The 25,468-nt window shown below is 68.1% G+C and carries 28 protein-coding genes and 1 tRNA gene; 19 read left to right on the top strand and 10 right to left on the bottom strand.

From position 1 onward, the window contains the following. Positions 1-30: 30 nt before the first annotated feature. From ACSFBC_RS24870 to ACSFBC_RS24850, 5 genes are all read right to left on the bottom strand, one after another. On the bottom strand, positions 31-999 hold the full coding sequence (locus tag ACSFBC_RS24870) for a rolling circle replication-associated protein (RefSeq protein WP_435513013.1): 969 nt from the start codon (positions 997-999) through the stop codon (positions 31-33). Beyond that, positions 996-1,508: a hypothetical protein gene (locus tag ACSFBC_RS24865; RefSeq protein WP_435513012.1), complete on the bottom strand. Its 513-nt coding sequence runs from the start codon at positions 1,506-1,508 to the stop codon at positions 996-998. Before ACSFBC_RS24865 ends, ACSFBC_RS24870 begins: the two co-directional genes overlap by 4 nt. Before the next feature lie 198 nt (positions 1,509-1,706). Beyond that, entirely contained in the window at positions 1,707-1,943 is a 237-nt protein-coding gene (locus ACSFBC_RS24860; RefSeq protein WP_435513011.1) for a hypothetical protein, read from the bottom strand. A 127-nt stretch (positions 1,944-2,070) separates the two neighbouring features. Further along, complete coding sequence (locus tag ACSFBC_RS24855; RefSeq protein ID WP_435513010.1) at positions 2,071-2,262, bottom strand: hypothetical protein; 192 nt, start codon at positions 2,260-2,262, stop codon at positions 2,071-2,073. Positions 2,263-2,274: 12 nt separating this feature from the next. Further along, entirely contained in the window at positions 2,275-2,565 is a 291-nt protein-coding gene (locus tag ACSFBC_RS24850; protein ID WP_435513009.1) for a single-stranded DNA-binding protein, read from the bottom strand. A gap of 133 nt (positions 2,566-2,698) precedes the next feature. Here ACSFBC_RS24850 and ACSFBC_RS24845 point away from each other — a divergent pair, with 133 nt between their 5' ends. The 4 genes from ACSFBC_RS24845 to rapZ are packed head-to-tail and all read left to right on the top strand — an operon-like array spanning position 2,699 to position 6,521. Beyond that, entirely contained in the window at positions 2,699-2,965 is a 267-nt protein-coding gene (locus ACSFBC_RS24845; protein ID WP_435513008.1) for a hypothetical protein, read from the top strand. A 7-nt stretch (positions 2,966-2,972) separates the two neighbouring features. Further along, positions 2,973-3,869: an NAD kinase gene (locus ACSFBC_RS24840; protein ID WP_435513007.1), complete on the top strand. Its 897-nt coding sequence runs from the start codon at positions 2,973-2,975 to the stop codon at positions 3,867-3,869. A 49-nt stretch (positions 3,870-3,918) separates the two neighbouring features. Next, on the top strand, positions 3,919-5,598 hold the full coding sequence (recN, locus tag ACSFBC_RS24835; RefSeq protein ID WP_435513006.1) for a DNA repair protein RecN: 1,680 nt from the start codon (positions 3,919-3,921) through the stop codon (positions 5,596-5,598). 26 nt (positions 5,599-5,624) lie between these two features. Then, a complete protein-coding gene (gene rapZ, locus ACSFBC_RS24830) occupies positions 5,625-6,521 on the top strand; it encodes an RNase adapter RapZ (protein ID WP_435513005.1) in 897 nt (298 codons plus the stop codon). Here the strand turns inward: rapZ and mutY are convergent. The 3 genes from mutY to mutM form a co-directional block, all read right to left on the bottom strand. Beyond that, complete coding sequence (gene mutY, locus ACSFBC_RS24825; protein WP_435513004.1) at positions 6,518-7,585, bottom strand: A/G-specific adenine glycosylase; 1,068 nt, start codon at positions 7,583-7,585, stop codon at positions 6,518-6,520. The two genes, rapZ and mutY, sit on opposite strands and share 4 nt — an antisense overlap. Before the next feature lie 22 nt (positions 7,586-7,607). Further along, positions 7,608-9,578, bottom strand: a complete 1,971-nt coding sequence (locus tag ACSFBC_RS24820; RefSeq protein WP_435513003.1) for a dynamin family protein — start codon at positions 9,576-9,578, stop codon at positions 7,608-7,610. Positions 9,579-9,653: 75 nt separating this feature from the next. Then, the gene (gene mutM, locus ACSFBC_RS24815) at positions 9,654-10,469 is read right to left on the bottom strand and encodes a bifunctional DNA-formamidopyrimidine glycosylase/DNA-(apurinic or apyrimidinic site) lyase (RefSeq protein ID WP_435513002.1); all 816 of its coding nucleotides are present in this window, start codon (positions 10,467-10,469) and stop codon (positions 9,654-9,656) included. 89 nt (positions 10,470-10,558) lie between these two features. Here mutM and ACSFBC_RS24810 point away from each other — a divergent pair, with 89 nt between their 5' ends. The 8 genes from ACSFBC_RS24810 (at position 10,559) to ACSFBC_RS24775 (ending at position 17,027) form a co-directional block, all read left to right on the top strand. Next, on the top strand, positions 10,559-12,388 hold the full coding sequence (locus tag ACSFBC_RS24810; RefSeq protein WP_435513001.1) for a heme biosynthesis protein HemY: 1,830 nt from the start codon (positions 10,559-10,561) through the stop codon (positions 12,386-12,388). Continuing rightward, positions 12,385-12,897 carry a lipoprotein insertase outer membrane protein LolB gene (locus ACSFBC_RS24805; RefSeq protein ID WP_435513000.1) on the top strand — a complete coding sequence of 171 codons (513 nt, stop codon included), beginning with the start codon at positions 12,385-12,387 and terminating at the stop codon, positions 12,895-12,897. The genes ACSFBC_RS24810 and ACSFBC_RS24805 overlap by 4 nt, the downstream gene beginning before the upstream one ends. Beyond that, positions 12,894-13,742 (top strand): 4-(cytidine 5'-diphospho)-2-C-methyl-D-erythritol kinase, encoded by an 849-nt coding sequence (gene ispE, locus ACSFBC_RS24800; RefSeq protein ID WP_435512999.1) that lies wholly within the window; start codon positions 12,894-12,896, stop codon positions 13,740-13,742. The genes ACSFBC_RS24805 and ispE overlap by 4 nt, the downstream gene beginning before the upstream one ends. A gap of 41 nt (positions 13,743-13,783) precedes the next feature. Next, positions 13,784-13,860 (top strand) — tRNA-Gln (locus ACSFBC_RS24795). A gap of 171 nt (positions 13,861-14,031) precedes the next feature. Next, on the top strand, positions 14,032-15,006 hold the full coding sequence (locus tag ACSFBC_RS24790; RefSeq protein WP_183025476.1) for a ribose-phosphate pyrophosphokinase: 975 nt from the start codon (positions 14,032-14,034) through the stop codon (positions 15,004-15,006). Positions 15,007-15,121: 115 nt separating this feature from the next. Continuing rightward, positions 15,122-15,817: a 50S ribosomal protein L25/general stress protein Ctc gene (locus ACSFBC_RS24785; RefSeq protein ID WP_435512998.1), complete on the top strand. Its 696-nt coding sequence runs from the start codon at positions 15,122-15,124 to the stop codon at positions 15,815-15,817. A gap of 75 nt (positions 15,818-15,892) precedes the next feature. Next, positions 15,893-16,540 (top strand): aminoacyl-tRNA hydrolase, encoded by a 648-nt coding sequence (gene pth, locus ACSFBC_RS24780; RefSeq protein WP_435512997.1) that lies wholly within the window; start codon positions 15,893-15,895, stop codon positions 16,538-16,540. A gap of 52 nt (positions 16,541-16,592) precedes the next feature. Beyond that, entirely contained in the window at positions 16,593-17,027 is a 435-nt protein-coding gene (locus ACSFBC_RS24775) for a hypothetical protein (RefSeq protein WP_435512996.1), read from the top strand. Positions 17,028-17,045: 18 nt separating this feature from the next. Here ACSFBC_RS24775 and ACSFBC_RS24770 read toward each other — a convergent pair whose 3' ends face one another. Beyond that, positions 17,046-17,336: a YfhL family 4Fe-4S dicluster ferredoxin gene (locus tag ACSFBC_RS24770; RefSeq protein WP_435512995.1), complete on the bottom strand. Its 291-nt coding sequence runs from the start codon at positions 17,334-17,336 to the stop codon at positions 17,046-17,048. 62 nt (positions 17,337-17,398) lie between these two features. Here ACSFBC_RS24770 and ACSFBC_RS24765 point away from each other — a divergent pair, with 62 nt between their 5' ends. The 6 genes from ACSFBC_RS24765 (at position 17,399) to ACSFBC_RS24740 (ending at position 24,086) form a co-directional block, all read left to right on the top strand. Further along, positions 17,399-18,349: an ABC transporter permease gene (locus ACSFBC_RS24765; RefSeq protein WP_435512994.1), complete on the top strand. Its 951-nt coding sequence runs from the start codon at positions 17,399-17,401 to the stop codon at positions 18,347-18,349. A 94-nt stretch (positions 18,350-18,443) separates the two neighbouring features. Next, the gene (locus ACSFBC_RS24760) at positions 18,444-19,322 is read left to right on the top strand and encodes an ABC transporter permease (RefSeq protein ID WP_435512993.1); all 879 of its coding nucleotides are present in this window, start codon (positions 18,444-18,446) and stop codon (positions 19,320-19,322) included. Positions 19,323-19,324: 2 nt separating this feature from the next. Beyond that, entirely contained in the window at positions 19,325-20,314 is a 990-nt protein-coding gene (locus tag ACSFBC_RS24755) for an ABC transporter ATP-binding protein (protein WP_435512992.1), read from the top strand. Continuing rightward, positions 20,311-21,144: an ATP-binding cassette domain-containing protein gene (locus tag ACSFBC_RS24750; protein ID WP_435512991.1), complete on the top strand. Its 834-nt coding sequence runs from the start codon at positions 20,311-20,313 to the stop codon at positions 21,142-21,144. Before ACSFBC_RS24755 ends, ACSFBC_RS24750 begins: the two co-directional genes overlap by 4 nt. 48 nt (positions 21,145-21,192) lie before the next feature. Beyond that, positions 21,193-22,680 carry an ABC transporter substrate-binding protein gene (locus ACSFBC_RS24745; protein WP_435512990.1) on the top strand — a complete coding sequence of 496 codons (1,488 nt, stop codon included), beginning with the start codon at positions 21,193-21,195 and terminating at the stop codon, positions 22,678-22,680. Continuing rightward, entirely contained in the window at positions 22,680-24,086 is a 1,407-nt protein-coding gene (locus tag ACSFBC_RS24740) for an amidase (protein WP_435512989.1), read from the top strand. Before ACSFBC_RS24745 ends, ACSFBC_RS24740 begins: the two co-directional genes overlap by 1 nt. A 17-nt stretch (positions 24,087-24,103) precedes the next feature. Here the strand turns inward: ACSFBC_RS24740 and ACSFBC_RS24735 are convergent, their stop codons facing one another. After that, on the bottom strand, positions 24,104-24,958 hold the full coding sequence (locus ACSFBC_RS24735; protein WP_435512988.1) for a LysR family transcriptional regulator: 855 nt from the start codon (positions 24,956-24,958) through the stop codon (positions 24,104-24,106). Positions 24,959-25,066: 108 nt separating this feature from the next. Here ACSFBC_RS24735 and ACSFBC_RS24730 point away from each other — a divergent pair, with 108 nt between their 5' ends. Next, positions 25,067-25,465, top strand: a complete 399-nt coding sequence (locus tag ACSFBC_RS24730; RefSeq protein ID WP_435512987.1) for a tautomerase family protein — start codon at positions 25,067-25,069, stop codon at positions 25,463-25,465. The last annotated feature ends 3 nt before the right edge of the window (positions 25,466-25,468 follow it).

The following is a 25,468-nucleotide window of genomic DNA, read 5'->3' as shown; positions in this document are numbered from 1 at the left end:
ATGAACTTTCTTGAGGTTGTTGCCGGTCAGTTAATGAAGGTATGCAACGGGACCGGCGTCCGCTGAATCTGTGTGTGTTGGAGCCCACGAGAAAGGGCCGCTTGCCTCGATAGCGCGGGGCGTAGTTCGGACGCGGATAAAGCTTGAAAAACCGCCGCCTGTTGGTGCGAACTCAGACTGGAGAAGCTCTCCGGTCGCAGCATTGATAAAGCCGCCTCCCTGCGCAGGTCGGAAGCGGTCGGAGACCGAAGCATTGCCCTGCACATACGCAGGCCAAAGAACCCACCGCTTGAAAGCAGCGCCAGGAGCATCCAAGCCCCCGATTCCGTAGATGCGAGAGCCACGTGGGAAACCTCCAATGGATTTGCTGTCGGCCTTGCTGGCGTACTTCATGAGGTACGCAACCGGCGCGGTTGCCTTGAGCGTGTTGGTCATGCCGTGAGGCCACCAGCCGCGTTTGTCGGCACGGGGCATGCTCACCCCTGCCGGAAGGAAAAAGACCGCGTGGTAGTGCAGCACGCCGCGTTTCTGCAACTCTGCGACCCACACGTAGCGAAGACGCTGGCCAGGGCAGCGCTTCGCGAACCACTGGCGCACTGCGCGGATGTAGTCGGAGACGTGGCGCGGCTTCCAGTAGTGATGCCCGACAGCCGCAGAATCGACGCGGCCCGTGTCGTAGGTCAGCGTGACCATGACGTTGTTTTCGGCGGGGCCTTCGCCCAGGTTCAGGAGGCACTTCGATGCCACGCCCACGCCCTTGCGCAGGCGAGTGACGCGGGCTTGCGCGCGGTCGATGGTGATGCACTGTTCTTGCCACCGGAAGGCGGTGGGCAGTGCATCAAAACCACTTGTTGATACTGAGACAAGCCCGCGCGCTGCGCGCGCTTCAGCAGCCTCGCCAGCTCGCGCGAAGTTGCGAGCGGAGAACGCGCGAAGCGCGTCCATCGACTGCACGCGAGCAGCGTCGACCATGGATTGATGCGCGCCGAAGTAGCTCATGCGCAGGCTCTCGCCACGTCGACCAGCCAGGCGGCGAAGGCCTCCGGCGTGCGTTCGCGCTCAGGACGGCCCATGCGCTCGACGGTCGTCACAGTAGGTGCGTCCGCGACGTAGGGGATCTCGGGTATCGGACCGACGATGTAAAGCGCCGTCTTCTTCGGTGCACGATGACCCCACCAGCTCTGAAGCACGGGCACCAGCACGCCGCCGTGCTGATCGCGCATGCCGAAGCCGAGACACCCGGAAGCACGCCAGAGGCGCGACGAATAGGGATGCTCAAGCACGCCGCCGAACTGCCGAACGTTTTCCATCGCCCAAATCGCCAGCTCGCGTTCGCCATCACGTGGCTTGGCGAAGTGGGAAAGCTGGCCCCATGAGCGGCACGGCGGATGGAAGACACCAGGTGCGCCACCCTGCCAGGTCAGCGCATCGCGGTCAGCGTCGTAGCAGTCGCAACCGAGGGCCGCATAGTGGTTAGCTCTGCGAACGAAGAGAGCTGCGACAGTCATCGAACACACCTCAGGAGCCACGCGGCGAATGCGATGACCAGCACGACGCCGACACCGACGACGACGCACTCCAGAAAGAACGGCCCGTTCCAGTCGGTGACGTGCGTCATAGCGACTTCAGGACAGCGACCGTAGCGACGGCAGCGAGAGCGCCGAGCTTCCAGCCGTAGCCGCGAACGATGATGGCGAGGAAGCGCTTCACAGGCAGCGCTCCAGGTCCAGGAAGATGGCGCAGACAAGCCACAGCGCGAACGCGTCATCGGCTTGGCGCAGAGCCTCGTCGCGTGCACCAGGAAGCCAGCAGGCCTCCCAACGATCAGCGGCCTCAAGCGCTCGCTCGAAGCGTGCAGCGTGGGCTGTGAGTTGGCGCAGGGCTTCGGGCGCGTCGGGCTCGAAAAGCGCGATCTGCGCGAGGTTGATCGGGTCGCGCTTCATGCTGCTACCCGCCGGTAGTACGCCCATGCGTCAGCCGGTACAGCCGAGACAGCGCAGGCGAGCCAGAAGCGACGGTCGGCCTCCGTCAACGCGTTCCACCATTGCACGCCGGGATGTTGATCGGCGTTCACAGCGACTCGCCCGACATAGGGACGCCTTTTTGCGTGAACGACAGATCGATAACGGACTGGCCGTCATCGACCGATGCAGACACTTCGAGGCCGTCATAGCCTTCTTCCTGCGCAAACCGCAGGAGCGCCAGCACCGCCGATTCGAGGTTCGCCTTGCGCACTGCGCGGGCGATCTCTACGGATTGCATGAATGCCCCCGCTCAGCGAGTGATGGGTGCCAGACGCGGAGCCACCGCGAGATTGCCCTGGCGGTCCACGTACAAGCTGGCGGGGTGCAACTGGTATTCCCCGACCGCGTAGGCCATCGGCTGGCCTTGTTCGTTCTTGTCGAGGATGATTTCGGTCTTCTCGGGGAAGGGAGCGGGCTTGCCGTCCTTACCCACGGTGTGGACGTACACCGTTTGGAAATCCATGTTGTAGGCTTTGCCCGATGCTTTGCCGATACCGGCTTGATTACGGGTGATGACGGCGGGGATCGATACCTTGATCATTGGTGGCTCCAGTGAAGTGCTACTCAATGTGAGTAGTGCAACGGAGCCTATCGTCTACTCACCTTGAGTAGCAAGCGTTTTCTATACTTACACGACTTGAGTAGCTTCTACACAACATGAGGAATCCGCTGATATGCAAACGACCATGAACCTGCTAGCGAGCGCGCTAAAGGTGGAACCGAGCATCGCTACGTGGACGAAGCGTCTTGGCCTGTCTGCGCAAGCTCTCTACAACGCACGCGATCGCGAGCATCTGTCTCCTGCGATCGCGGGCGCACTGGCCGAAGAGATCGGGCAAGACCCGCGCGATTGGATCGTTGTGGCAGCGCTGGAATCAGAGCGTGACAGCGCGTGTAAGGAGCGGATGGTCAAGCGTGTCGGCGCCATCCTGAAACGGTAATTTGTTGATGACCTCCCGCTTCCGGCATGTCGCCCTTATTGGCAAATACCAAGCGCCCGGCCGCCGGACGCCGACAGGCGCATCGGACGACGTCATGGAAGACATCGGCGCCTTCCTCGAATCGCAGGGTTGCAAGGTGTCGGTCGAGCGCGGCACGGCCGACGAGATCACGCACAGCCGCTATGCGGCCCTGAGTGTCGAGGAAATCGGCGAGCAATGCGACCTCGGCCTGGTGGTCGGCGGCGACGGCACCATGCTCGGCATCGCGCGGCAGCTGGCGCCCTACGGCGTGCCGCTGATCGGCATCAACCGCGGCCGGCTGGGGTTCATCACCGACATTCCGCTCGGCAACTACCGCGACACGCTGGTGCCGATGCTGGCCGGCGAGTACGAGGAAGACCATCGCAGCCTGCTGCATGCCCAGGTGATGCGCGAAGGCGCCTGCGTGTTCGACGCGCTCGCGATGAACGACGTGGTGGTCAACCGCGGCGCCACCTCCGGCATGGTCGAGCTGCGCGTCTCGGTGGGCAACCATTTCGTGGCCAACCAGCGCGCCGACGGCCTGATCATCGCGTCGCCCACGGGCTCGACCGCCTACTCGCTCTCGGCCGGCGGCCCGCTGCTGCACCCGTCGATCCCGGGCTGGGTGCTGGTGCCGATCGCGCCGCACACGCTGTCGAACCGCCCGATCCTGCTGCCCGACGCCGACGAGATCTCGATCGAGCTCGTGTCGGGCCGCGACGCCAGCGCCAATTTCGACATGCAGTCGCTGGCCTCGGTCGAGATCGGCGACCGCGTCGTGGTGCGCCGCTCCGACTACCACGTGCGCTTTCTGCATCCACGGGGCTGGAGTTACTTCGACACGCTGCGCAAGAAACTGCACTGGAACGAAGGAGGTTCCTGATGCCCCCCGCCACCCCGCGCGCCCGCGCTTCGCTTCACCTGGACCTCTGATGGCTCTGCGACGCATCGCACTGCGCGACTTCGTGATCGTGCGCGCCCTCGAAATCGACCTGTCCTCGGGCTTCACCGTGCTGACCGGCGAGACCGGCGCCGGCAAGTCCATCCTCATCGACGCCCTGCAGCTGGCGCTGGGCAACCGTGCCGATGCCGGCGCCGTGCGCGAAGGCGCCGAGCGCCTCGACGTCAGCGCCGAATTCGATGCCGACCCTGCGCTCGCCGAGTGGCTGGACGAAGGCGGCTTCGAGACCGGCGACGCGCTTCTTCTGCGACGCACCGTCGACCTGCAGGGCCGCAGCCGCGGCTGGATCAACGGCAGCCCGGCCACCGCCACCCAGTTGCGCGAGCTGGGCGACCACCTGCTCGACATCCACGGCCAGCATGCCTGGCAGAGCCTGACCCGGCCCGACGCCGTGCGCGGCCTGCTCGATGCCTACGCCGGCGTGCGCACCGATGCGCTCGACACCGCCTGGCAGGCCTGGCGCCAGGCGCTGGGCACGCTGGCCACGGCCCGCTCGGCACAGGACTCTCTGCAGCGCGAACGCGAGCGGCTGCAATGGCAGATCGCCGAGGTGCAGAAGCTGGCGCCGGGTGACGACGAGTGGGAGGAGCTGTCGGCCAACCACGGCCGCGCCTCGAATGCGCAGGCGCTGATCGATGCCGCCGGCGGCGCGCGCGCGGCCCTCGAGGACGACGACCAGGGCGCGCTGGTGGCCCTGAACCGCGCGCTCTCGCTGCTGCAGGACTGCGAACACATCGAGCCAGAATTCAAGGCGCTGTCCGAAGTGCTGGCCTCGAGCGTGGCACAGGCCGCGGACGCAGCCCACTCGCTGCACGGCTACCTGCGCCACACCGACACCGATCCACAGCACCTGGCCGATCTCGACGAGCGCATGGGCCTGTGGATGTCGCTGGCGCGCCGCTACAAGCGCACGCCGGTCGAGCTGCCGGGTCTTCTTGCGAGCTGGCAGGCCGAGTTGAAGGCACTGGACGCACAGAGCGACCTCGAGGGGCTCGAGCGCGCCGAGCAGACCGCGCAGCAGGTCTACATGAAAGAGGCCAAGGCCCTGGGCAAATCGCGCAAGCAGGCCGCGCCGAAGCTCGCGCAGGCCGTGACGCAGGCGATGCAGGGCCTGGGCATGCAGGGCGGACGTTTCGACGTCGCGCTGCAGCCGCTCGCGCAGCCGGGCCGCGCCGGACTCGAGGAAGTGGCTTTCCTCGTCGCCGGCCATCCGGGCAGCACGCCGAGGCCGATCGGCAAGGTGGCCTCGGGCGGCGAACTGTCGCGCGTGGCGCTGGCCATCGCGGTCACGACCAGCGAGCTCGGTACCGCGCAGACGCTGATCTTCGACGAGGTCGATGCCGGCGTCGGCGGCGCGGTGGCCGAGACGGTCGGTCGCCTCATGCAGCAACTGGGGCGCGACCGGCAGGTGCTGGCCGTCACCCATCTGCCACAGGTCGCGGCCTGCGCCGACCACCATCTGCTGGTGGCCAAGCGTGCGGCACCGGCCGACGGCACGCAGGGTCCGCGCACCGAGAGCGGCGTCACCACGCTCGCCGCGGAATCACGCACCCGCGAGATCGCGCGCATGCTCGGCGGCGAACGCAGTTCCGCCACCTCGCTCGCCCATGCCCGCGAAATGCTCGACCGGCAGAGCGTAGGGACCGCATGAGCGACAACACCGCAAGACCCAGTTCCATGACCGACGAAATCCAAGACGCCGAATTCAACCTGGTGCTGATCACAGGCATGTCCGGCTCGGGCAAGTCGGTGGCGCTGCATGCATTGGAAGACGCGGGCTACTACTGCGTCGACAACCTGCCGCCCGAACTGCTGGCCCCGTTCATCGCGTTGCAGCGCCAGCAGCGCGCCACCCATGTCGCGATCGCGATGGACGTGCGCAGCGGCGTGTCGCTGCCGCAGGTTCCCCAGCAGCTGGAACGGCTGCGCCAAGAAGGCGTGGCCCTGCGCTCGCTGTTCCTCGACGCCACCACCGACGCGCTGGTGCGCCGCTATTCCGAGACGCGCCGGCGCCATCCGCTGTCGCGCCAGGAGGAACGCGGCGATGCCCCCGAGCAGCAGCGCGTGCTGGTGCAGGCCATCGACCTCGAGCGCGAGCTGCTGGCCGACCTGCGCGACGGCGCCGACGTGATCGACACCAGCATCATCCGGCCGGCCCAGCTGCAGAGCTATGTGAAGGCGCTGATCTCCGCGCCGCAGAGCACGCTGACGCTGGTCTTCGAGTCCTTCGCCTTCAAGCGCGGCGTGCCGCTGGACGCCGACTACGTGTTCGACGTGCGCATGCTGCCCAATCCGCACTACGTGCCGGCGCTGCGTCCGCTGACCGGCCGCGACACCGCGGTGATCGAGTGGCTGCGCGAGCACGACGACGTCGGCCGTATGTACGGTGACATCACGCAGTTCCTCGAGCGTTGGCTCGACGCGCTGGCGCAGGACCACCGCAGCTACGTCACGGTGGCCATCGGCTGCACCGGCGGGCAGCACCGCTCGGTGTTCCTGGTCGAACAGCTGGCCCGAGGTTTCAGCGCGCGCTGGGCCGCGCTCAAGCGGCACCGCGAGCTGGACGGGATCTAGGAGCGTTCCAGCGCCACCGGCGGCTGCGCCAGCAGCTTGCGCACCGGCGCCGGCAAGCCCAGCGCGGACCACGACGCGGCCGTGAACCATGCGCCGCTGTCGCCCAGCGAACGGCCTTCGCTCATGACCCGGACCGGATGCAGGTGCAGGTCCTTGTGCGTGAGCACATGCAGGAAGGCCGGCGCATCGACCACCGACGCGCGCTCGGCCGGCGACAGCACCGCCAGCAAGGCCTCGCGACTCTCGAACACCGGCAGGCTGTAGAGACCGGCCCAGATGCCCCGCGCCGGACGCTTCTCCAGCCAGACCCGGTCGGCACCGTCGTCGGCCTGCAGCATCCACAAAGACTGCGCCGTGCGCCGCAGCTTGCGTGTCTTGACCGGGTAACGCTCGGGCTCGCCCTCGCGCCGCGCGACGCACAGCGCGCCGACCGGGCAGATCATGCAGCTCGGGCGGCGCGGCAGACAGACCGTCGCACCCAGGTCCATCACGCCCTGCGTGTAGCGCGCGATGTCGGCGGGCTGGTCGGCCGGCGGCAGCAGTTGCGTGGCGATGTCCCACAGCGCGCGCTCCTGGGCGCTCGACGACATGTCGCCGTCGAAGCCCAACAGCCGCGTGAGCACGCGCTTGACGTTGCCGTCGAGGATCGCCACACGCTCGCCGAAACAGAAGGCCGCGATGGCCGAGGCCGTGGAGCGGCCGATGCCCGGCAGCGTCGTGAGTTCGGCCGCGCTGCGCGGAAACGCGCCGCCAAAGCGCGCCACCACTTCCTGCGCACAGCGATGCATGTTGCGTGCGCGGCTGTAGTAGCCCAGCCCGCTCCAGAGACCGAAGACCTCGTCCTCGGTGCCCGCGGCCAGCGCCGCCACATCGGGAAAGCGTGTGAGAAAGCGGGCGAAGTACCCCAGCACCGTGCTGACCTGGGTCTGCTGCAGCATGACTTCCGAGAGCCACACGCGGTAGGGATCCTGGGTGTTCTGCCACGGGAGCTCGCTGCGGCCGTGGGTCCTCTGCCAGGCGACGACATGCGCGGCGAAGCCGAGCGTTGCGGGCTCCGCCTTCATCGCGTGGCGCGCCGGCCCGATCTCACGCCGCACTGACGATGCCGTGCACGCTGGAGGCGCCCACCGGAGTCGATGCCTCGTTGCTGATCAGCAGCGCGGTGAGTTCGTCGAGGCGCCGTTGCAGGTCGGCCAGGCCGCTCTCCTGTGCGGCGATCTCGGCCAGCCGCTCTTCGAGATTGCCGGCCGCGCCCTGGATGCGTTCGACCGACTCCAGCCGACGCCCGAAATTGCGGCGGCGCTCCTTGAGCTGGGCGTCGAGCTGAGCCCCCGCACCCTTGCTCCAGCGCTCCACCTCGGCCATCGCAGCCTCGTTGACCACGCGCAGGCGGCTCGCCAGGGCCCGCACCAGCTTGTCGCAGAAGTCGGCCTGTGCCAGCTTCAGCAGGTTGCTGACGCCGAGGTAGTGCAGATGGCTGCCCTCGATCTGCGTGAGTTGCTGCTCGAAGCTCGTCAGGTCGGGCTCGGCCGGCGCCTGCAGCGTGAAGCCGTGCTCGGCATTGAGCTGGCGGAAGGTGGCATGCAGCATCGACTGGATCTCGCCCGTGGTGGCCTGCACCTCGCGCAGGTTGTTGCGCAAGGCATCGAAGGTCGCGCCATACACCTTGCGCACGCTGAGCTTGATGCCCGGACGCTTCAACGCTGCGGCGAGGCGGCCCATGTCGGCCTTGAGCGCGGTGCTGCCGAGCACCGCATAGACCTCACGCAGCAGCTTGCCCTGCACCGAGCGAACGGCCAGGATGCGCACGTTGCTGGATTCGAATTCGGACTGCTCCTGCTCGATCCGCCCACGCATGTGGCGGATCACCGAGGCGTTCTTGCCCCGCAGGCCCTGCAGTTCCAGCACCTGTTCGGAGAGGTCGCGCTGGCGCACCTGAAGAATGCGCGACGCCTCGGCGCGCAGCGAGGCGATGCCGGCGTCGACGGCCAGGCGCAGCATGGTCTCGCGCTTGCCCAGCAGGCCTTCGCCCAGCACGGCCTCGAGGCCCGGCAGCCGGCTGGCCTGCAGCAGCGGCGCGTCGCGACGGATCTTCGCCTGCAGGCCCTTCTGGGCCGACACCGGCAGCACCTGAGGCAGCGGCACACCCAGCAACTCGGCCGCGCCCTGGCGCTGGCGCTCGATCTGCGCATCGATCTGCACGGGCGTGCTCAGCGTGTCCCACATCGTGTCGATCTTGTTGAGCACCACGATGCGGGTGTCGCCCGCATCGCCCTCGGTGACCAGGTGCTCCCGCCAGATGGCCAGGTCGGAGCGCGTCACACCGGTGTCGGCGCCGAGGATGAACACCACCGCATGCGCGCGCGGGATCAGGCTCACCGTGAGCTCGGGCTCGGCGCCGATCGCGTTGAGGCCGGGGGTGTCGAGGATCACCAGGCCCTGCTCGAGCAGCGGATGCGGCATGTTGAGCACCGCATGGCGCCAGCGCGGAATCTCGACCTGGCCCTGGTCGTCGGGCAGCGGGTTGTCGTCGGGTGCGTCGTCGCTCCAGAAGCCCAGCGTGCGCGCCTCGGCCAGCGGCACCCATCGCACTTCGGCCACCTTGGCCATCGCTTCGGACAGCTGCGCCGCGTCTCCGACATCGATCGGCACGTCGACCCAGTGCGAGGGTTCGTCACGCCAGTGCATCAGCGAGTGCGGTTCGGACCGCGTCTCGATCGGCAGCAGCCGGAGGCTCGGCGGCTGGCTGGCGTCGTAGCCCAGCTCGGTCGGGCACATGGTGGTGCGGCCCGCGCTCGCCGGCATGATGCGGCGACCGTAGCCGGCGAAGAAGATCGCATTGATCAGCTCCGACTTGCCGCGCGAGAACTCCGCCACGAAGGCCACCATGACCTTGCTGGTGCGCATCTGCGCCTCGAGTTCGCGCAGGCGCTCCGCCACGGCCTGGTCGAGCAACTCGTTCTCCGCGAGCCAGCCCGACAACCATTGCAGCCGCTTCGCAAAACTGCGGCGCCAGACGCCGTGCTGGTCGAATTGCTGGTTGAAGGAACGTGTCAAGGAGAGGGGAGAAAGAGTGGGCTCACAAAATATAGCATTCGACGCTGCGGCGAAGGACCGCTGCCCGCGGGCGGCTCAGTGCTTTTGGCAGTTCGGGCAGAAATAGGTGGAGCGCTGGCCCTGGCGCATCTGCCGGATCGGCGCAGCACAGACGCGGCAGGGTTCGCCGGCACGGCCGTAGACGGTCGCCTCGATCTGGAAATGGCCGCTCTGGCCGTCGATGTTGGAAAAGTCGCGCAGCGTGGTGCCGCCCTGCGCCACCGCGCGCGCCAGCACCTGGCGGACCGCCGCATGCAGGCGCAGCGCGCGCGGCCGGCTGATGCGCGACGCCGCCACCGTGGGCCGGATGCCAGCCAGGAAAAGCACCTCCGACGCATAGATGTTGCCGACGCCCACCACCACGTCGCCGGCCAGCAGCACCAGCTTGATCGCGGAGCGACGCCGCCGCAGACCGGCATGGAAGGCCTCGAAATCGAAGCTGTCTTCCAGCGGCTCCATGCCCAGGCCGCCCAGCAGTTTCAGCGCCAGCGGCGAATCCTCGCCCTCCACGTAGACCACCGCACCGAAGCGACGCGGGTCGTTCAGGCGCAGGATGCCCCGGCTGGTGGCGAGATCGAAGTGATCGTGCGACCCCGGCGCCGGCAGCACTGCGTCGAAGCGGAGGCTGCCCGACATGCCCAGGTGCAACAGCAGCAGGCCGGCGTCGAGCTCGACCAGCAGGTACTTGCCGCGCCGGCGCACGGTCCGGACTTCGCGCCCCACCAGCGTCTGCGGGTCGATGCCCAGCGCCCAGCGCAGGGGCTTGCCCATGCGCACCGCCTCGATGCGGGCGCCGGCGATGCGGTCGACAAAACCGCGGCGGGTGACTTCGACTTCAGGGAGTTCGGGCATGGCGCGAGCGTGACACATGAATGAGCGCCAAGGGAACCGGATGCCCCGCCGCCGCTCTGATGAAAAAGCCTTGGATTATTATGAGTTCGATGACCCCATCGCCCCGCCGACTCCGCCTTGCGGCGGCCCTCTCCCTCGTCTTGATCGCCATGGCCGCCCAGGCACAGCAGCCCCCCGCTGCCGTGCCGCCGGCCGCGGCACCGACGAGCCCCGCGCCGATCATCGAGCGAACGCCGCCCGTGACCAAAGCAGAAGCCAAGCCCTCGGCCGAAGGTGGAGCCAAGGCCTCGGCGCTGACGGCCGAACTCTTCTACGAGGTGCTGGTGGGCGAAATCACCGCCCGCGGCGGCGATCCCGGGGCCGGCTACGCGCTGGTGCTCGACGCGGCCCGCCGCACGCGCGACGGCGCCTTGTTCCAGCGCGCGGTCGAGATCGCGCTGCAGTCGCGTTCGGGCGACGCCGCCCTGGCGGCGGCACAGGCCTGGAAGGAAGCGCTGCCCAATTCGCGCGAGGCACGCCGCTTCGAGCTGCAAATCTTGATCGCCCTCAACCGCATCGCGGAGACGGCCGAGCCGTTGCGCGCCGCGATCGCCGCAACGCCCCTGCCTGAGCATCCGCTGCTGATGGCCGTCATTGCGCGCAACTACGCCCGCGCTACCGACAAGAAGCTGGCCGCATCGGTGGTGGAGCAGGCACTGGTCGACGAGGTGAAGAATCCCGCGACGGCTGGCCTGGCCTGGACCACGATCGGCCGCCTGCGACTGCTCGCCGGCGACAGCACCGGCGCGCTCGAGGCGGCGATCCAGGGCCAGACGGCCGACCCGGCCTCCGACGGCCCGCCGCTGCTCGCCCTCGAGTTGATGGCCCCCGAGCGTCCGCTGGCCGAGCCGCTGGTCAAGCGCTACCTCGCCGGCCCGAAGGCCCTGCCGGAGCTGCGCATCGCCTACGCCCGCGAACTCATGGAAGCGCGCCGCTATGCCGACGCGACCGCCCAGCTCACGACCCTCACCACCGAAAAGCCCGAGCTGCCCAATCCCTGGGTGCTGCTGGGCAGCCTCCAGGCGCAGGCCCGCCAGGATGCGGCGGCCGAGACCTCGCTCAAGCGCTACGTCACGCTGGCCAACGCACTGCCGGCAGAGGACGAATCCCGGCGCGGCCTCACGCAAGCCTATCTGCTGCTGTCGCAGCTGGCCGAGCGCCGCAAGGATTTCGCCGAGGCCGACCGTTGGCTCTCGCGTTCGGACAGCGCGGAAGACGCGCTCGGCTGGCAGCTGCGCCGCGCGGGGCTGCTGGCGCGCCAGGGGAAGGTTCAGCAGGCACGGGAGCTCGTGCGTGCACTGCCCGAGCGCAACGAGGAGGAAGGCAAGCAGAAGCTGCAGGCCGAAGTCCAGTTGCTGCGCGACGCCAAGCAGTACCAGCCGGCCTACGATCTGCTGGCCAAGGCCAGCGCCGCTGCGCCCCAGGACGCCGACCTGATCTACGACCAGGCCATGATGGCCGAGAAGCTCAACCGGCTCGACGAGATGGAGCGCCTGCTGCGCCGCCTGATCGTGCTGAGGCCCGACAACCAGAACGCCTACAACGCCCTGGGCTACTCGTTCGCCGATCGCAAGATCCGCCTGGAAGAAGCGCGCACCTTGATCCGCAAGGCGGTGCAGCTCGCACCCCAGGACCCGTTCATCGCCGACAGCCTGGGCTGGGTCGAGTTCAGGCTCGGCAACACCGCCGAGTCCCAGCGCATCCTGGAAGCTGCCTACACGCGCCGTGCCGACCCCGAGATCGGCGCCCACCTGGGCGAGGTGCTCTGGACGGCCGGCGACCGTGAGCGCGCAATGCGCATCTGGCGCGAAGCGGCGCAGGCCGACGCGGAAAACGAAACCCTGCAGGAGACGCTCAAGCGCCTGCGCATCAAGCTGTGACGGCACGCCGCCACCTGCTGAAGGCCTCCGGCGCCGCGCTGGCGGCCGTGGTGCTCGCCGGCTGTGCGACCCCCGGGAAATCCGACGCCACATCGCCCGACGGCGAGCGCCCCGAGAACTGGAGCGGCCGCATGTCGCTGCGCATCGACAGCGACCCGGTCCAGACCTTCTCCGCGCTGTTCGATCTGCGCGGCGGTCCGGAACGCGGCACGCTGACGCTCACGACGCCGATCGGCAGCACGCTGGCCGAGCTCCAGTGGGCGCCCGGCGAGGCGCTGTTGAAGAACGGCAGCGAGACGCGGCGCTATGCATCGGTCGGTGCGTTGATCGAAGCGGCCACCGGCGCCTCGATCCCGGTCGGCGCGCTGTTCGGCTGGCTCGCCGGACGCGACGAGGCCGTGCCCGGCTGGCAGCCCGATCTCTCGCAGCGGGCCGCAGGCCGCCTGCAGGCCGTGCGCGAATCGCCGCTGCCGCGCGCCGACCTGCGCATCGCCTTCGCACGCGAATGAAAGCGCTGTACGACCTCCCGGCGCCGGCCAAACTCAACACCTTCCTGCACATCACCGGCCGGCGTGCCGACGGCTACCACCTGCTGCAGTCGGTGTTCATGCTGATCGACTGGTGCGACACGCTGCACCTGGAACTGCGCCACGACGGCGTGCTCAGCCGCGAGGACCTGACCACGCCGCTGCCGCCCGACGACCTGGTGCTGCGCGCCGCGCGCGCACTGCAGGCGCATGCCCGGCCCGGCCAGGGCGCGCACATCGGCGTGGCCAAGCACGTCCCGGCGCAAGCCGGCATGGGCGGCGGATCCTCCGATGCCGCCACCTGCCTGCTGGCGCTCAATCGCCTGTGGGATCTGCGGTTGCCGCTCGCCACGCTCGAAGGCATCGGCTTGCGGCTCGGCGCCGACGTGCCCTTCTTCCTGCGCGGGTACAACGCCTGGGTCGAGGGCGTCGGGGAGAAGATCACCCCCATCACCCTGCCCGCGGCACGCTTCGCAGTGCTCAAGCCGGACGCCGGATTGGAGACTTCATTAATTTTTGCAGCACCCGATTTGAAACGCTCAACTCCTGTTGCTATAATCTCTGGCTTTGCTGCACACAGCGGATCAGAAGCTTACAGTTTCGGTCACAACGACTTGCAGCCGGTTGCGCAGCGGCTTTGCCCCGCGGTCACCGACGCCATCGAATGGCTCGGCCACCAAGGTTTGAAGGCGCGCATGACAGGCTCGGGAAGCGCGGTGTTTGCAATGATGTCGCATGAAGCGAATTTGCCTCAAGAGCCTTCGGGTTGGCAGCTTCGACAGTGCGACAATCTGGCCGCTCATCCTTTACAGGGCTGGGCGGACTGAAAGAGAAATATCGGTTGGCGGCCTCGGTCGTCAACCCGTGTAGGGGCGTCGCCAAGCTGGTTAAGGCACTGGATTTTGATTCCAGCATGCGAAGGTTCGAATCCTTCCGCCCCTGCCAAAACACACCTCACGACCAATAGGTCGTGAGACATGAATCGCGGCCCTCAGGCCGTGATGAACGAGATTCGCGGCGCCGCCGCGGTCAACGAGATCTGCAGCCGGTCGGCTGCAGAGACCACGAGAATACTGGCGGCTCCCTGAAGAGCCATTTGCATTGCTGGACGCGCTCATGCAGGCTCAACATCCTGACTTCATGGTTTTCACCGGCAATGCCAATCCGGGTCTGGCCGCGGAGATCGCACAGCACCTCGGCACCGGCCTCGGCGCCGCCCGTGTGGGCCGCTTCTCCGACGGCGAAGTCACCGTCGAAATCAACCAGAACGTTCGTGCCCGCGATGTCTTCGTGGTGCAGTCGACCTGCGCGCCGACCAACGAGAACCTGATGGAACTGCTGATGATGGTCGATGCGCTCAAGCGCGCCTCGGCCGAGCGGATCAGCGCCGTCATCCCCTACTACGGCTACGCCCGCCAGGACCGCCGTCCGCGTTCGAGCCGCGTGCCGATCTCGGCCAAGGTGGTGGCCGATCTGCTGCAGACCGTGGGTGTGTCCCGCGTGCTCACGATGGATCTGCACGCCGACCAGATCCAGGGCTTCTTCGACATCCCGGTCGACAACATCTACGCGTCGCCGGTGCTGCTGGGCGACCTGCGCCAGAAGAACTACGAAGACCTCATCGTGGTCTCGCCCGACGTCGGCGGCGTGGTCCGTGCGCGTGCACTGGCCAAGCAGCTGAACACCGACCTGGCCATCATCGACAAGCGTCGCCCGAAGGCGAACGTGAGCGAAGTGATGAACGTGATCGGCGAGATCGACGGCCGCAACTGCGTGATCATGGACGACATGATCGACACCGCGGGCACGCTGGTCAAAGCCGCCGAAGTGCTCAAGGAACGCGGCGCCAAGAAGGTCTACGCCTACTGCACGCACCCGATCTTCTCCGGTCCGGCCATCGAGCGCATCGCTCAGGGCTCGGCGCTCGACGAAGTCGTCGTGACCAACACCATTCCTCTGTCCGACACCGCGTTGGGCTGCAAGAAGATCCGTCAACTCTCCGTGGCACCGCTGATCGCCGAAACGATCCAGCGCATCTCCAAGGGTGAGTCGGTGATGAGTTTGTTCTCGGACCAGGACAACCTGTTCTGATCTGAGCAAAAAGCAGGCTTCCCATTCGGGAGGCCATTTTGAAACCGGCGCCGCACTGGTCGCGGTCGGCGCTCAAGAAGCGAGGCAATTGCGCCTTCGCTCCAAGGAGTTAACTATGAAATTCGTCGCTTTTGAGCGCGCCAAGCAGGGCACGGGTGCGAGCCGCCGTCTCCGCATCTCGGGCAAGACCCCCGGCATCGTCTACGGTGGCGAGGCCACGCCCCAGCTGATCGAAATCGATCACAACGCGCTGTGGCACGCCCTGAAGAAGGAAGCCTTCCACGCCTCCATCCTCGAGATGGAAATGGACGGCGCAGTGAGCAAGGTGCTGTTGCGCGACGTGCAATACCACCCCTTCCGTCCGCTGGTGCAACACATCGACTTCCAACGCGTCGATGCCAAGACCCGCATGACCATGAAGGTGCCAGTGCACTTCAAGGGCGAGGAAGAGTCCGATGCCGTCAAGATCGAGCTGAACCTGGTCAACCACGTGACCACCGAACTCGAAGTGAACTGCCTGCCCTCGGAACTGCCCGAATTCATCGAGGTCGACCTGTCGGGCCTCAAGAAGAACGGCACCGTCACGCTCAAGGACATCAAGCTGCCGCGCGGCGTGAAGTGGGTCAGCCACGGCAAGCCGAACCTCGTGCTGGCTTCGGCCACCGCGCCGGCCGCCGAAGAAGTCGATGCACCGGTGGAAGGCGCTGAAGCCGCTGCCGCCGCCGCTGCACCGGCCGGCAAGGGTGGCAAGGCTGCGGCCAAGACCCCCGCTGCCAAGGCGCCTGCAGCCAAGGCACCGGCCAAGAAGTAAGACTTCTCCCGCCTGCAGAACAACGGCCCGCCTCGTGCGGGCCGTTTTCTTTTGGGGCACCACGATAATCACCCCATGATCAAGTTGTTCGTCGGCCTGGGCAATCCGGGCCCGGAATACGAAGCCACGCGGCACAACGCCGGCTTCTGGTGGATCGACGCACTGGCGCGCGACCTGAAAGTCACGCTCGTGCCCGAGCGCGGCTACCACGGCTTCGCGGCCCGCGCGACGGTGAACGGCCGGCCGGTCTGGCTGCTCGAGCCCCAGACCTTCATGAACCTCTCGGGCAAGTCGGTGGCGGCGCTCGCGCGCTTCTTCAAGATCGAGCCGCAGGAGATCCTCGTGGTGCACGACGAACTCGACGTCGTGCCCGGCCAGGTCAAGCTCAAGTTCGGCGGCAGCCATGCGGGCCACAACGGCCTGCGCGACATCCATGCACAACTGGGCACCGGCGACTACTGGCGGCTGCGCATCGGCATCGGCCACCCGGGCGTGAAGTCCGAAGTGGTGAACTGGGTGCTGAAGAAGCCCCTCAAGGAACAACGCGAAGCCATCGACGACGCGCTCATCCGCACGCTGCATGCCGTGCCCGCGTTGCTGGCCGGAGAGATGGAGAAGGCCACGCTGCTGATCCACACGAGCAAGCCCCCGCGCCCCAAACCGCCCCGGCGCGAACCGGGCGAGAGTGCAGGCGAAGGAGCGAGCGAGCCCGCCGCACCCTGAGCGCGGCGCCACCGAGCGACAGAGGAAAAGAGAAGGAAGGGAGACGAAAAAAATGAAAGTCCAGAGACTTCACCGGCCCATCGCCACGGCCATTGCCTGCATCGCGATGGCTGCTGCGGCCCCTGCAGCGGCCGGCACCTGGCGCTGCGGCAGCACCTACACCGACCAGCCCTGCCCCGGCGGCCAGGTCGTGCCCACGGATGCCGCGCCGAGCACCGAACGGGTGCGCGACGCCGACGAGCAGACGCGCAGAACGCAAGCCACGGCCGCACGCATGGAAGCCGAACGCCTGCGCCGCGACAAGGAGCGCCCGGCCATGGTCCACCTGCCGGCACCCTCGGCAGCGAAAACACCCGTCGAACCCGCGCCAACCGCGGGTCGCAAGGGCAAGGGGCGCAAGGCCTCCGATTTCTTCACCGCGGCCGGCCCTGGCACGGCCAAGGCCCCCAAAAAGAAAAAAGCCGCAAAGGCCCCGGCCGCAGGCTGATCGACCCGGGGCGCGGGCTCAGGCCGCGACCGGCGCGTCGCCCGCGCCGCTGGCCGCGGCCTTGGTGGCCGTGAGCCGCTCGAACTTCATCCAGAGGGTGTCGCGCGCCTCGACGTGCGCGGGGTTGGTGGGAATGCACGCGACCGGGCACACCTGCACGCATTGCGGTTCGTCGAAGTGGCCCACGCATTCGGTGCACTTGTGCGGGTCGATCTCGTAGATCGACTCGCCCATGTAGATCGCGTCGTTGGGGCACTCCGGCTCGCACACATCGCAGTTGATGCATTCGTCGGTGATCATCAGAGCCATGCCTGAATTATCCGCTGCGGGCATGCTTGTTGCGGGAGTCGGGTTATGCTGCGCCCCGCCCCATGAGTCTGTTTCTATTCAAGCGCTTCGCGACACTGATCGGTACGCTGATCGGTGCTTCCATCATCGTCTTCCTGGTCCTGGAGATCCTGCCCGGCAATGCCGCGCAGCTGCTCCTGGGCCCCGATGCGCCGCCCGATGCCGTTGCAGCATTGGCGACGCAGCTCGGGCTCGACCAACCGGCCTGGACACGCTACTGGCACTGGATCGGCGGCCTGCTGACCGGCGACCTGGGCAACAGCTACGCCTACAGCTCGCCGGTGCTCGACCTGATCCTCGAACGGCTCGCGCTGACCGTGCCGCTGGCCGTGATGGCGATGGCGCTCACCACGGTGCTCGCGCTGCTGGTCGGCGTCACCGCGGCGGCGCGCCACAACAAGCTGGGCGACGTCGGGTTGATGAGCCTCACGCAGGTCGGCATCGCGATCCCGAACTTCTGGTTCGCGATCCTGCTGATCCTGGTGTTCTCGGTGCAGCTCAAGTGGTTCTCGGCCGGCGGCTTCGACGGTTGGGGCGAAGGCATCTTCGCGGGCATCAAGTCGCTGCTGTTGCCCGCGCTGTCGCTGGCCGTGGTGCAGGCCGCGATCCTGGCGCGCATCACGCGCTCGGCCGTGCTCGAGGTGATGCGCGAGGACTTCGTGCGCACCGCGCGCGCCAAGGGCGTGTCGCAGCGCATGGTGCTCTGGACCCACGTGCTGCGCAACGCGATGATCCCGGTGATCACGGTGATGGGCATGCAGTTCTCCGAGCTGCTGGCCGGCACCATCGTGGTGGAGAACGTGTTCTACCTGCCCGGCCTGGGCCGCCTGATCTTCCAGGCCATCAGCAACCGCGACCTGGTCGTGGTGCGCAACTGCGTGATGCTGCTGGCCGCGCTGGTGGTGATCGTCAATTTCGTGGTCGACGTGCTGTATGCGGTGATCGACCCGCGCATCAAGGCTTCAGACATATGATGCCCCCCAGCTTTTCACACCGCTTCGCGGCGTGTAACTCCGCCCCCCAAGGGGGAGGCGCGGCCCGCCTTGGGGCGGCCCGGCGGCGGCCGCTATGAGCGCGCTCCCCAACGCACTCGCCCCCAAGGCCATGAAGGTGCCCGGTTTCTGGCGCCGCGCGCTGCACCACCGCAGCTTCGTCATCGGCGCAGTGCTCACCCTGCTGCTGCTGCTGGCCGCCACCGTGTCGCTGGTCTGGACACCCTGGTCGCCCTACGAGATGGACATGGCCAGCAAGCTGCAGGGGCCGAGCCTGTCGCACTGGCTGGGCACCGACCCCTTCGGCCGCGACGTGGCCTCGCTGCTGCTGGTGGGCGCACGCGCCTCGATCCTGGTCGGCCTGATCGCCGTCGGCATCGGCCTGATCGTGGGCACGGCGCTGGGCCTGCTCGCGGCCGCGCGGCGCGGCTGGGTCGAAGAGGCCATCATGCGATTCAGCGACTTCTCGCTGGCCTTCCCCGCGATCCTCTCGGCCATCATGATGACGGCCGTGTTCGGCCCGGGCATCGTCAACGCGATCGTCGCGATCGGCATCTACAACATCCCGACCTTCGCGCGCATCACGCGCGCCTCGGCCAACGCGATCTGGTCGCGCGAGTACATCGCGGCGGCACGCGCCTGCGGCAAGGGCGGCTTCTCGATCACGCTGCAGCACGTGCTGCCCAACATCTCGGCCGTGCTGATCGTGCAGATCACGATCCGCTTCGCGATCGCGATCCTGGCCGAGGCCGCGCTGTCGTACCTGGGCCTGGGCACGCAACCGCCGCAGCCCTCGTGGGGCCGCATGCTCGCCGAAGCCCAGACCCTGATGTTCCAGGCACCGCTGCTGGCGGTGTTCCCCGGCATGGCCATCGCGCTCGCGGTGCTCGGCCTCAATCTGCTGGGCGACGGATTGCGCGATCTGCTCGACCCGCGGCTGGCGAGAGCACGCTGACCATGGCCCTCCTCGAAGTCAAAGACCTCCACATCGGCCTGCAGACGCAGCGCGGCCCGGCCGAGGCCGTGCGCGGCATCGATTTCACGCTCGAGCGCGGCGAGACGCTGGGCATCGTGGGCGAATCGGGCTGCGGCAAGTCGATCACCGTGATGTCGCTCATGGGCCTGCTGCCCGCGAGCGCCAAGGTCACAGGGAGCATCCGGTTCGACGGCACCGAACTCGTGGGCCGGAGCGAGAAGGCGATGTGCCAGATCCGCGGCAACCGCATCGGCATGATCTTCCAGGAACCGATGACGGCGCTGAACCCGGTGCACACCATCGTGCGTCAGATCGGCGAGCCGCTGCGGCTGCACCGCGGGCTCACCGGCGCCGCGGCGCGCGCCGAGGTGCTGGCATTGCTCGAGCGCGTGGGCATCCCCGACCCGGCCTCGCGGCTCGACGCCTATCCGCACCAGTTCTCCGGCGGCCAGCGCCAGCGCATCGGCATCGCGATGGCGCTGGCCTGCGGCCCCGACCTGCTGATCGCCGACGAGCCGACCACCGCGCTGGACGTGACGATCCAGAAGCAGATCCTCGACCTGATCCAGAGCCTGGTGGCCGAGCGCGGCATGGCGCTGATCCTGATCTCGCACGACCTCGGCGTGATCGCGCAGAGCGTCTCGAAGGTGGCGGTGATGTACGGCGGCAGCATCGTCGAGAGCGGCCCGACCGACACGCTCTTCGCCGCCCGCGCGCACCCCTACACCCAGGGCTTGTTCGCGGCCCGCCCTGCCCTGGGCGCACCGCGCGGCACGCGGCTCGCGACCATCCGCGGCAGCGTGCCCGAGCTGGTCGACCTGCCGCCCGGCTGCCCCTTCGCGGGCCGCTGCCGGCTGACGGTCGACGCCTGCCACACGACGCGCCCGCCCGCCACGCCGCTGCCGCACGGCCACCTGGCGCGCTGCCTGCGGCTCGACGAAGCGCTGGCCACCGAGGGGGCCGCCGCATGACGACGCGCACCACCGCACCCCTGCTCGAAGTCACCGACCTCGTTCGCCACTACGCGCTGCCGCGCGAATCGCTGTTCGCGCCGCCGCCGCAGGTGCAGGCGCTCAACGGCGTGAGCTTTCGCGTCGAGGCCGGGCGCAGCCTGGGCATCGTCGGCGAATCGGGCTCGGGCAAGTCGACCATCGCACGCCTCGTGATGGCGCTCGACCGGCCCACCTCGGGCAGCGTGAAGCTGCTGGGCCGCGACCTGCACCAGCTCTCGCGGTCGGAACTCCGCACCGCGCGGCGCGACCTGCAGATGGTGTTTCAGGACCCCTACGGCTCGCTCGATCCGCGCCAGACCGTGGCACGCATCGTGGCCGAGCCGCTCGAAGCCTTGGCCGAGACCAACCGCAGCGAGCAGCGCGAACGCGCGGCCGAGTCGCTGGCCGCGGTCGGCCTGCGCAGCACCGACCTGGGCAAGTACCCGCACGAGTTCTCGGGCGGCCAGCGCCAGCGCATCGCGATCGCGCGCGCGCTGATCACGCGGCCCAAGCTCATCGTGGCCGACGAGCCGGTGAGCGCGCTCGACGTGTCGGTGCAGGCCCAGGTGCTCAACCTCATGCAGGACCTGCAGCAGCAGTTCGGCATCAGCTACCTGCTGATCAGCCACGACCTCGCGGTGGTCAACCACCTGTGCGACGAGGTCTGCGTGCTGCACCGCGGCGTGGTGGTCGAACGCGGCGAACCGCTGCGGCTGTTCGCCCACGCGGAGCACCCGTACACGCAGGCGCTGCTGGCGGCCGTGCCGCGCGCCGAGCCCCCGGCGCGTGCGCGGGCACAGCCCGCTTGATATAAGGTCTGCACTTTCCCTCTTTCTGTCTTTGCCTGGAGCCTGCCCATGTTGAAACGCCGTACCGTCCTCACCGCTTCCGCCGCGACCGCGGTGGCCTCGGCCCTGCCGACCTTCGCGCTCGCGCAGAACCGCAAGGACGCGATGGTGCTGGGCATGACGCTCGAACCCACGGGCCTCGATCCGACGACCAGCGCAGCGGTGTCGATCTCGGAGGTGGTGCTCTACAACATCTTCGAGACGCTGACCAAGATCAACCCCGACGGCAGCGTGACGCCGCTGCTGGCCGAGAGCTGGGACATCTCGCCCGACCTGAAGACCTACACCTTCCGGCTGCGCAAGGGCGTGAAGTTCCAGAACGGCGAGCCCTTCAACGCGCAGACCGTGAAGTTCGCCTTCGAGCGCGCGGGCAACGAGAAGAGCACCAACAAGGACAAGCGCACCTTCGCCAACATCGGCGTGCAGGTGATCGACGAACACACGGTGGTGCTGCTCAACAAGGAAATCGATCCCGACTTTCCCTTCGTGCTGGGCCAGGCCACGTCCATCATCGTGGAGCCCAAGAGCGCCGACACCAACGCCGCCAAGCCGATCGGCACCGGCCCCTACAAGCTCGACACCTACAACAAGGGCGCCTCGCTGGTGCTCAGCAAGTGGGACGGCTTCCGCAACCCGGCGCAGGCCAAGCTCAACAAGATCACCTTCCGCTTCATCTCCGACCCGGCCGCGCAGGCCGCGTCGCTGCTGGCCGGCGACGTCGACGTGTTCCCGCGCGCGGCCACGCGCATCGTGGCGCAGTTCAAGAACAACCCGCAGTTCCAGACCATCCTGGCCGGCTCGCGCGCCAAGACCATCCTGGCGATCAACAACGCCAAGAAGCCGCTCGACGACGTGCGCGTACGCCGCGCCATCCTGGCCGCGCTCGACCGCAAGGCCATCATCGAAGGCGCGGCCGACGGCTTCGGCACGCCCATCGGCAGCCACTACGTGCCCGGCGCGCCCGGCTACGTCGACACCACGGGCGCGAACCCCTTCGACATCGAGAAGGCCAAGAAGCTGCTGGCCGAAGCCGGCGTGAAGACGCCGCTCGAACTCACGATGACGCTGCCGCCACCGCCCTACGCGCGCCAGGGCGGCGAGATGGTGGTGGCCCAGTTGGCCAAGATCGGCATCGTGGTCAAGGTGCAGAACGTCGAATGGGCGCAATGGCTCAGCGGCACCTACGGCAGCAAGAACTACGACCTGTCGATCGTCTCGCACGTCGAGCCCTTCGACCTGGGCAACTACGCCAAGTCGGACTACTACTGGGGCTACCAGTCGAAGCCCTTCGTCGCGCTGTTCGACAAGATCAAGACCACCGGCAACGTGACCGAGCGCAACAAGCTGCTGGGCGACGCACAGAAGATGCTCGCGGCCGATGCGGCCAACGGCTTCCTGTTCCAGCCGCAGTTCCCGACCATCGCCAAGAAGAACGTCAAGGGCCTGTGGAAGGAACTGCCGATCTTCGCCAACGACCTGTCCGCCCTCTCTTGGTAATGACTCGGCCGCTGCACGACCTGAGTGCCGCCGAACTGGGCGCGGCCTACCGTGACGGCAGCCTGTCGCCGGTCGAGGTGACGCAGTCGGTGCTCGACCATGTGGCGCGCTGGGAGCCGCACCTGGGCGCGACCTGGCTGCTGCGCCCCGACGCCGCACTCGAGCAGGCGCGCGCCTCCGAGGCGCGCTGGCGCAGCGGCGAATCGCGGGGCCCGCTCGACGGCGTGCCGACCACGGTCAAGGAAAACATCGCGACCAAGGGCGACCCGCTGCCGGCCGGCACCGCGGCCGTCACGCTGCGCCCGGCCGCGGCCGATGCGCCGCCCGCGGCCCGGCTCAAGGAAGCCGGCGTGGTGATCGTGAGCAAGACGACGATGCCCGACTACGGCATGCTGTCCTCCGGGCTCTCGAGCTTCCACACGCTCGCGCGCAATCCCTGGGACCTGCGCAAGACACCCGGCGGCTCCAGCGCCGGCGCGGGCGCGGCGGCAGCCGCGGGCTACGGCCCGCTGCACATCGGCACCGACATCGGCGGCTCGCTGCGTCTGCCCGCGGGCTGGTGCGGCATCTTCACGCTCAAGCCCAGCCTGGGCCGGGTCCCGATCGACCCGCCCTACATGGGCCGCGCCGCCGGACCGATGACCCGCACCGTGGCCGACGCCGCGCTGATGATGCAGGCGCTGTCGAAGCCCGACGCGCGCGACAGCATGAGCCTGCCCGCGCAGGACATCGCCTGGTCGGCTTTCGACGTCGACCCGGGCCACCTGCGCGGACTGCGCATCGGCCTGCTGCTCGAGGCCGGCTGCGGCCTGCCGGTCGACCCCGAGATCCTGGCCGCGGTGAACGAGGCCGCGCGGCTGTTCGAGCGCGCGGGGGCCACCGTCGAGCCGATGCAGCCCTTCATGTCGCAGGCCATGCTCGACGGCATGGACCACCTGTGGCGCATGCGTTCCTTCGTCGACCTCAACGCGCTGCCGGGCGCGCAGCGCGCCAAGGTGCTGCCCTACATCCGCGCCTGGGCCGAGAGCGCCTCGGACTTCAGCGGCGACCACGTGTTCCGCGCCTTCAGCCAGTTCCATGCGACGCGCGTGACCACGGTGGACGCCTGCGCGCGCTTCGACTACGTGATCTCGCCGGTGTCGCCCAACATGCCGGCGCCGGCCGAAGACCCGTCGCCCACCAACGACCCCTTGCGTCCGCTGGAACACATCGGCTTCACCGTGCCCTACAACATGTCGGAGCAACCGGCCGCCTCGGTCAACTGCGGCTACTCGGCCGCCGGCCTGCCGATCGGCCTGCAGATCGCGGGCAAGCGCTTCGACGACCTGGGCGTGCTGCAGGTCTCGCGCGCCTTCGAGCAGATCCGCGGCGCCCAGAAGGCCTGGCCGCAGCCGCCGACCGACTGACGCGCCGATGCGGGGGCTCAGGCGAACTGCGCCACCAGCAGTTCGCGGGCCCGCGCCACGAAGTCGCTCTCGCCCCGGCGGGGCGGCAGCACATGGAAAGCGACCCGCGGCAGCGCCGGCAGCCCGGCCTGGCGCAGCGGCACCACACCGTCGCACAGCGCCGATTCGTTGAGGCACGCCACGCCCAGGCCTGCCGCCAGCGCCGATTGCAGGCCCGCGACGCCCGAGGCGAGATGCGCCACCTCGTACGGCACATGCCGCTGACGCAACAGCTTGGCGGTGAACTGGTGCAGCGCACAGGTGTCGGGCAGGGCCAGCAGGCGCAGCGGCATGCCCTTGTGCCATGACAGCCCGCGCGCGCCCATCCAGAGCAGCGCCTCGCGGCGCAGCACGAGAGCGCGTGCGAGGCTGCCGGTATCGGCGATGCGCATGGCCACGCCGACGTCGAAGTCGCCGCGCGCGTGGCCGGCTTCGACCTCCCCGCTCTTCACCACACTCACATGCAGGCGTACCTGTGGGTAGCGCTCGCCGAGCCGCGCCAGCAAGCCCGCCAGTTCGGCCGGCCGGAAATAGTCGGTGACGGCAAGGCGCAACTCGCCCTGCAGCTGCTCGTCGCGCAGCTCGCGGTAGGCCGCCTCACTGAGCGCGAGGATCTCGCGTGCATGGCCCAGCAGGCGCGCACCGGCTTCGGTCACGGCGACGCCTGCCTTGCTGCGGGTGAACAGTGAACGCCCGGCGCGCTCCTCGAGCTTGCGGATCTGCTCGCTCACCGACGACTGGGAGAGAAACACGCGCGGTGCGGCGGCCGTGAGGCTGCCGGCCTCCGCCACGGCCACGAAGGTCCGGAGCTGCGCGATGTCGAATCCGGCCATTTCTTCCATCCGTTATTCCGATGACACTCATCATATCTTCCCGCTTTTCCGATGGGACAGATCGATGAAGAATCGCGACATCCCTACCCGCTGACGCAAGGAGTTTCCATGCCCCACATCGTTCTTCATCTTTCCGGCGAACCCGAGGCCGCACGCACCCGCGAGGCCGTCGATGCCGTGGTGCGCCTGACGCAATCGGTGCTGGGCAAGAAGCTGCCCGTGATCGCCGTCGCGGTGCAGCACATCGCCGCCGACCAGTGGTTCATCGGCGGCCAAACCCTGGCCTCGCTCGGTCGCAGCGCCTTCCAGCTCGACATCAGCATCACCGACGAGACCAACACCAAGGCCGAGAAGGCGCGCTATCTGCGCGAGGTGCATGCGGCGATGGCCGCACTGATGCCCGAACTGCACGAGGTGTCGTATGTGCACGTGATCGACGCCCGGGCCGCTGCGTACGGCTACGGCGGACGGACCCAGGAGCACCGCCACCAGCAGGCCGGCGTGTAGCGA

This window comes from Variovorax frigidus, from assembly GCF_051216515.1.
GTDB lineage: Bacteria > Pseudomonadota > Gammaproteobacteria > Burkholderiales > Burkholderiaceae_C > Variovorax.
Note: the sequence above shows the minus strand (reverse complement) of the source record. Positions and strands in the feature narration are given on the sequence as shown.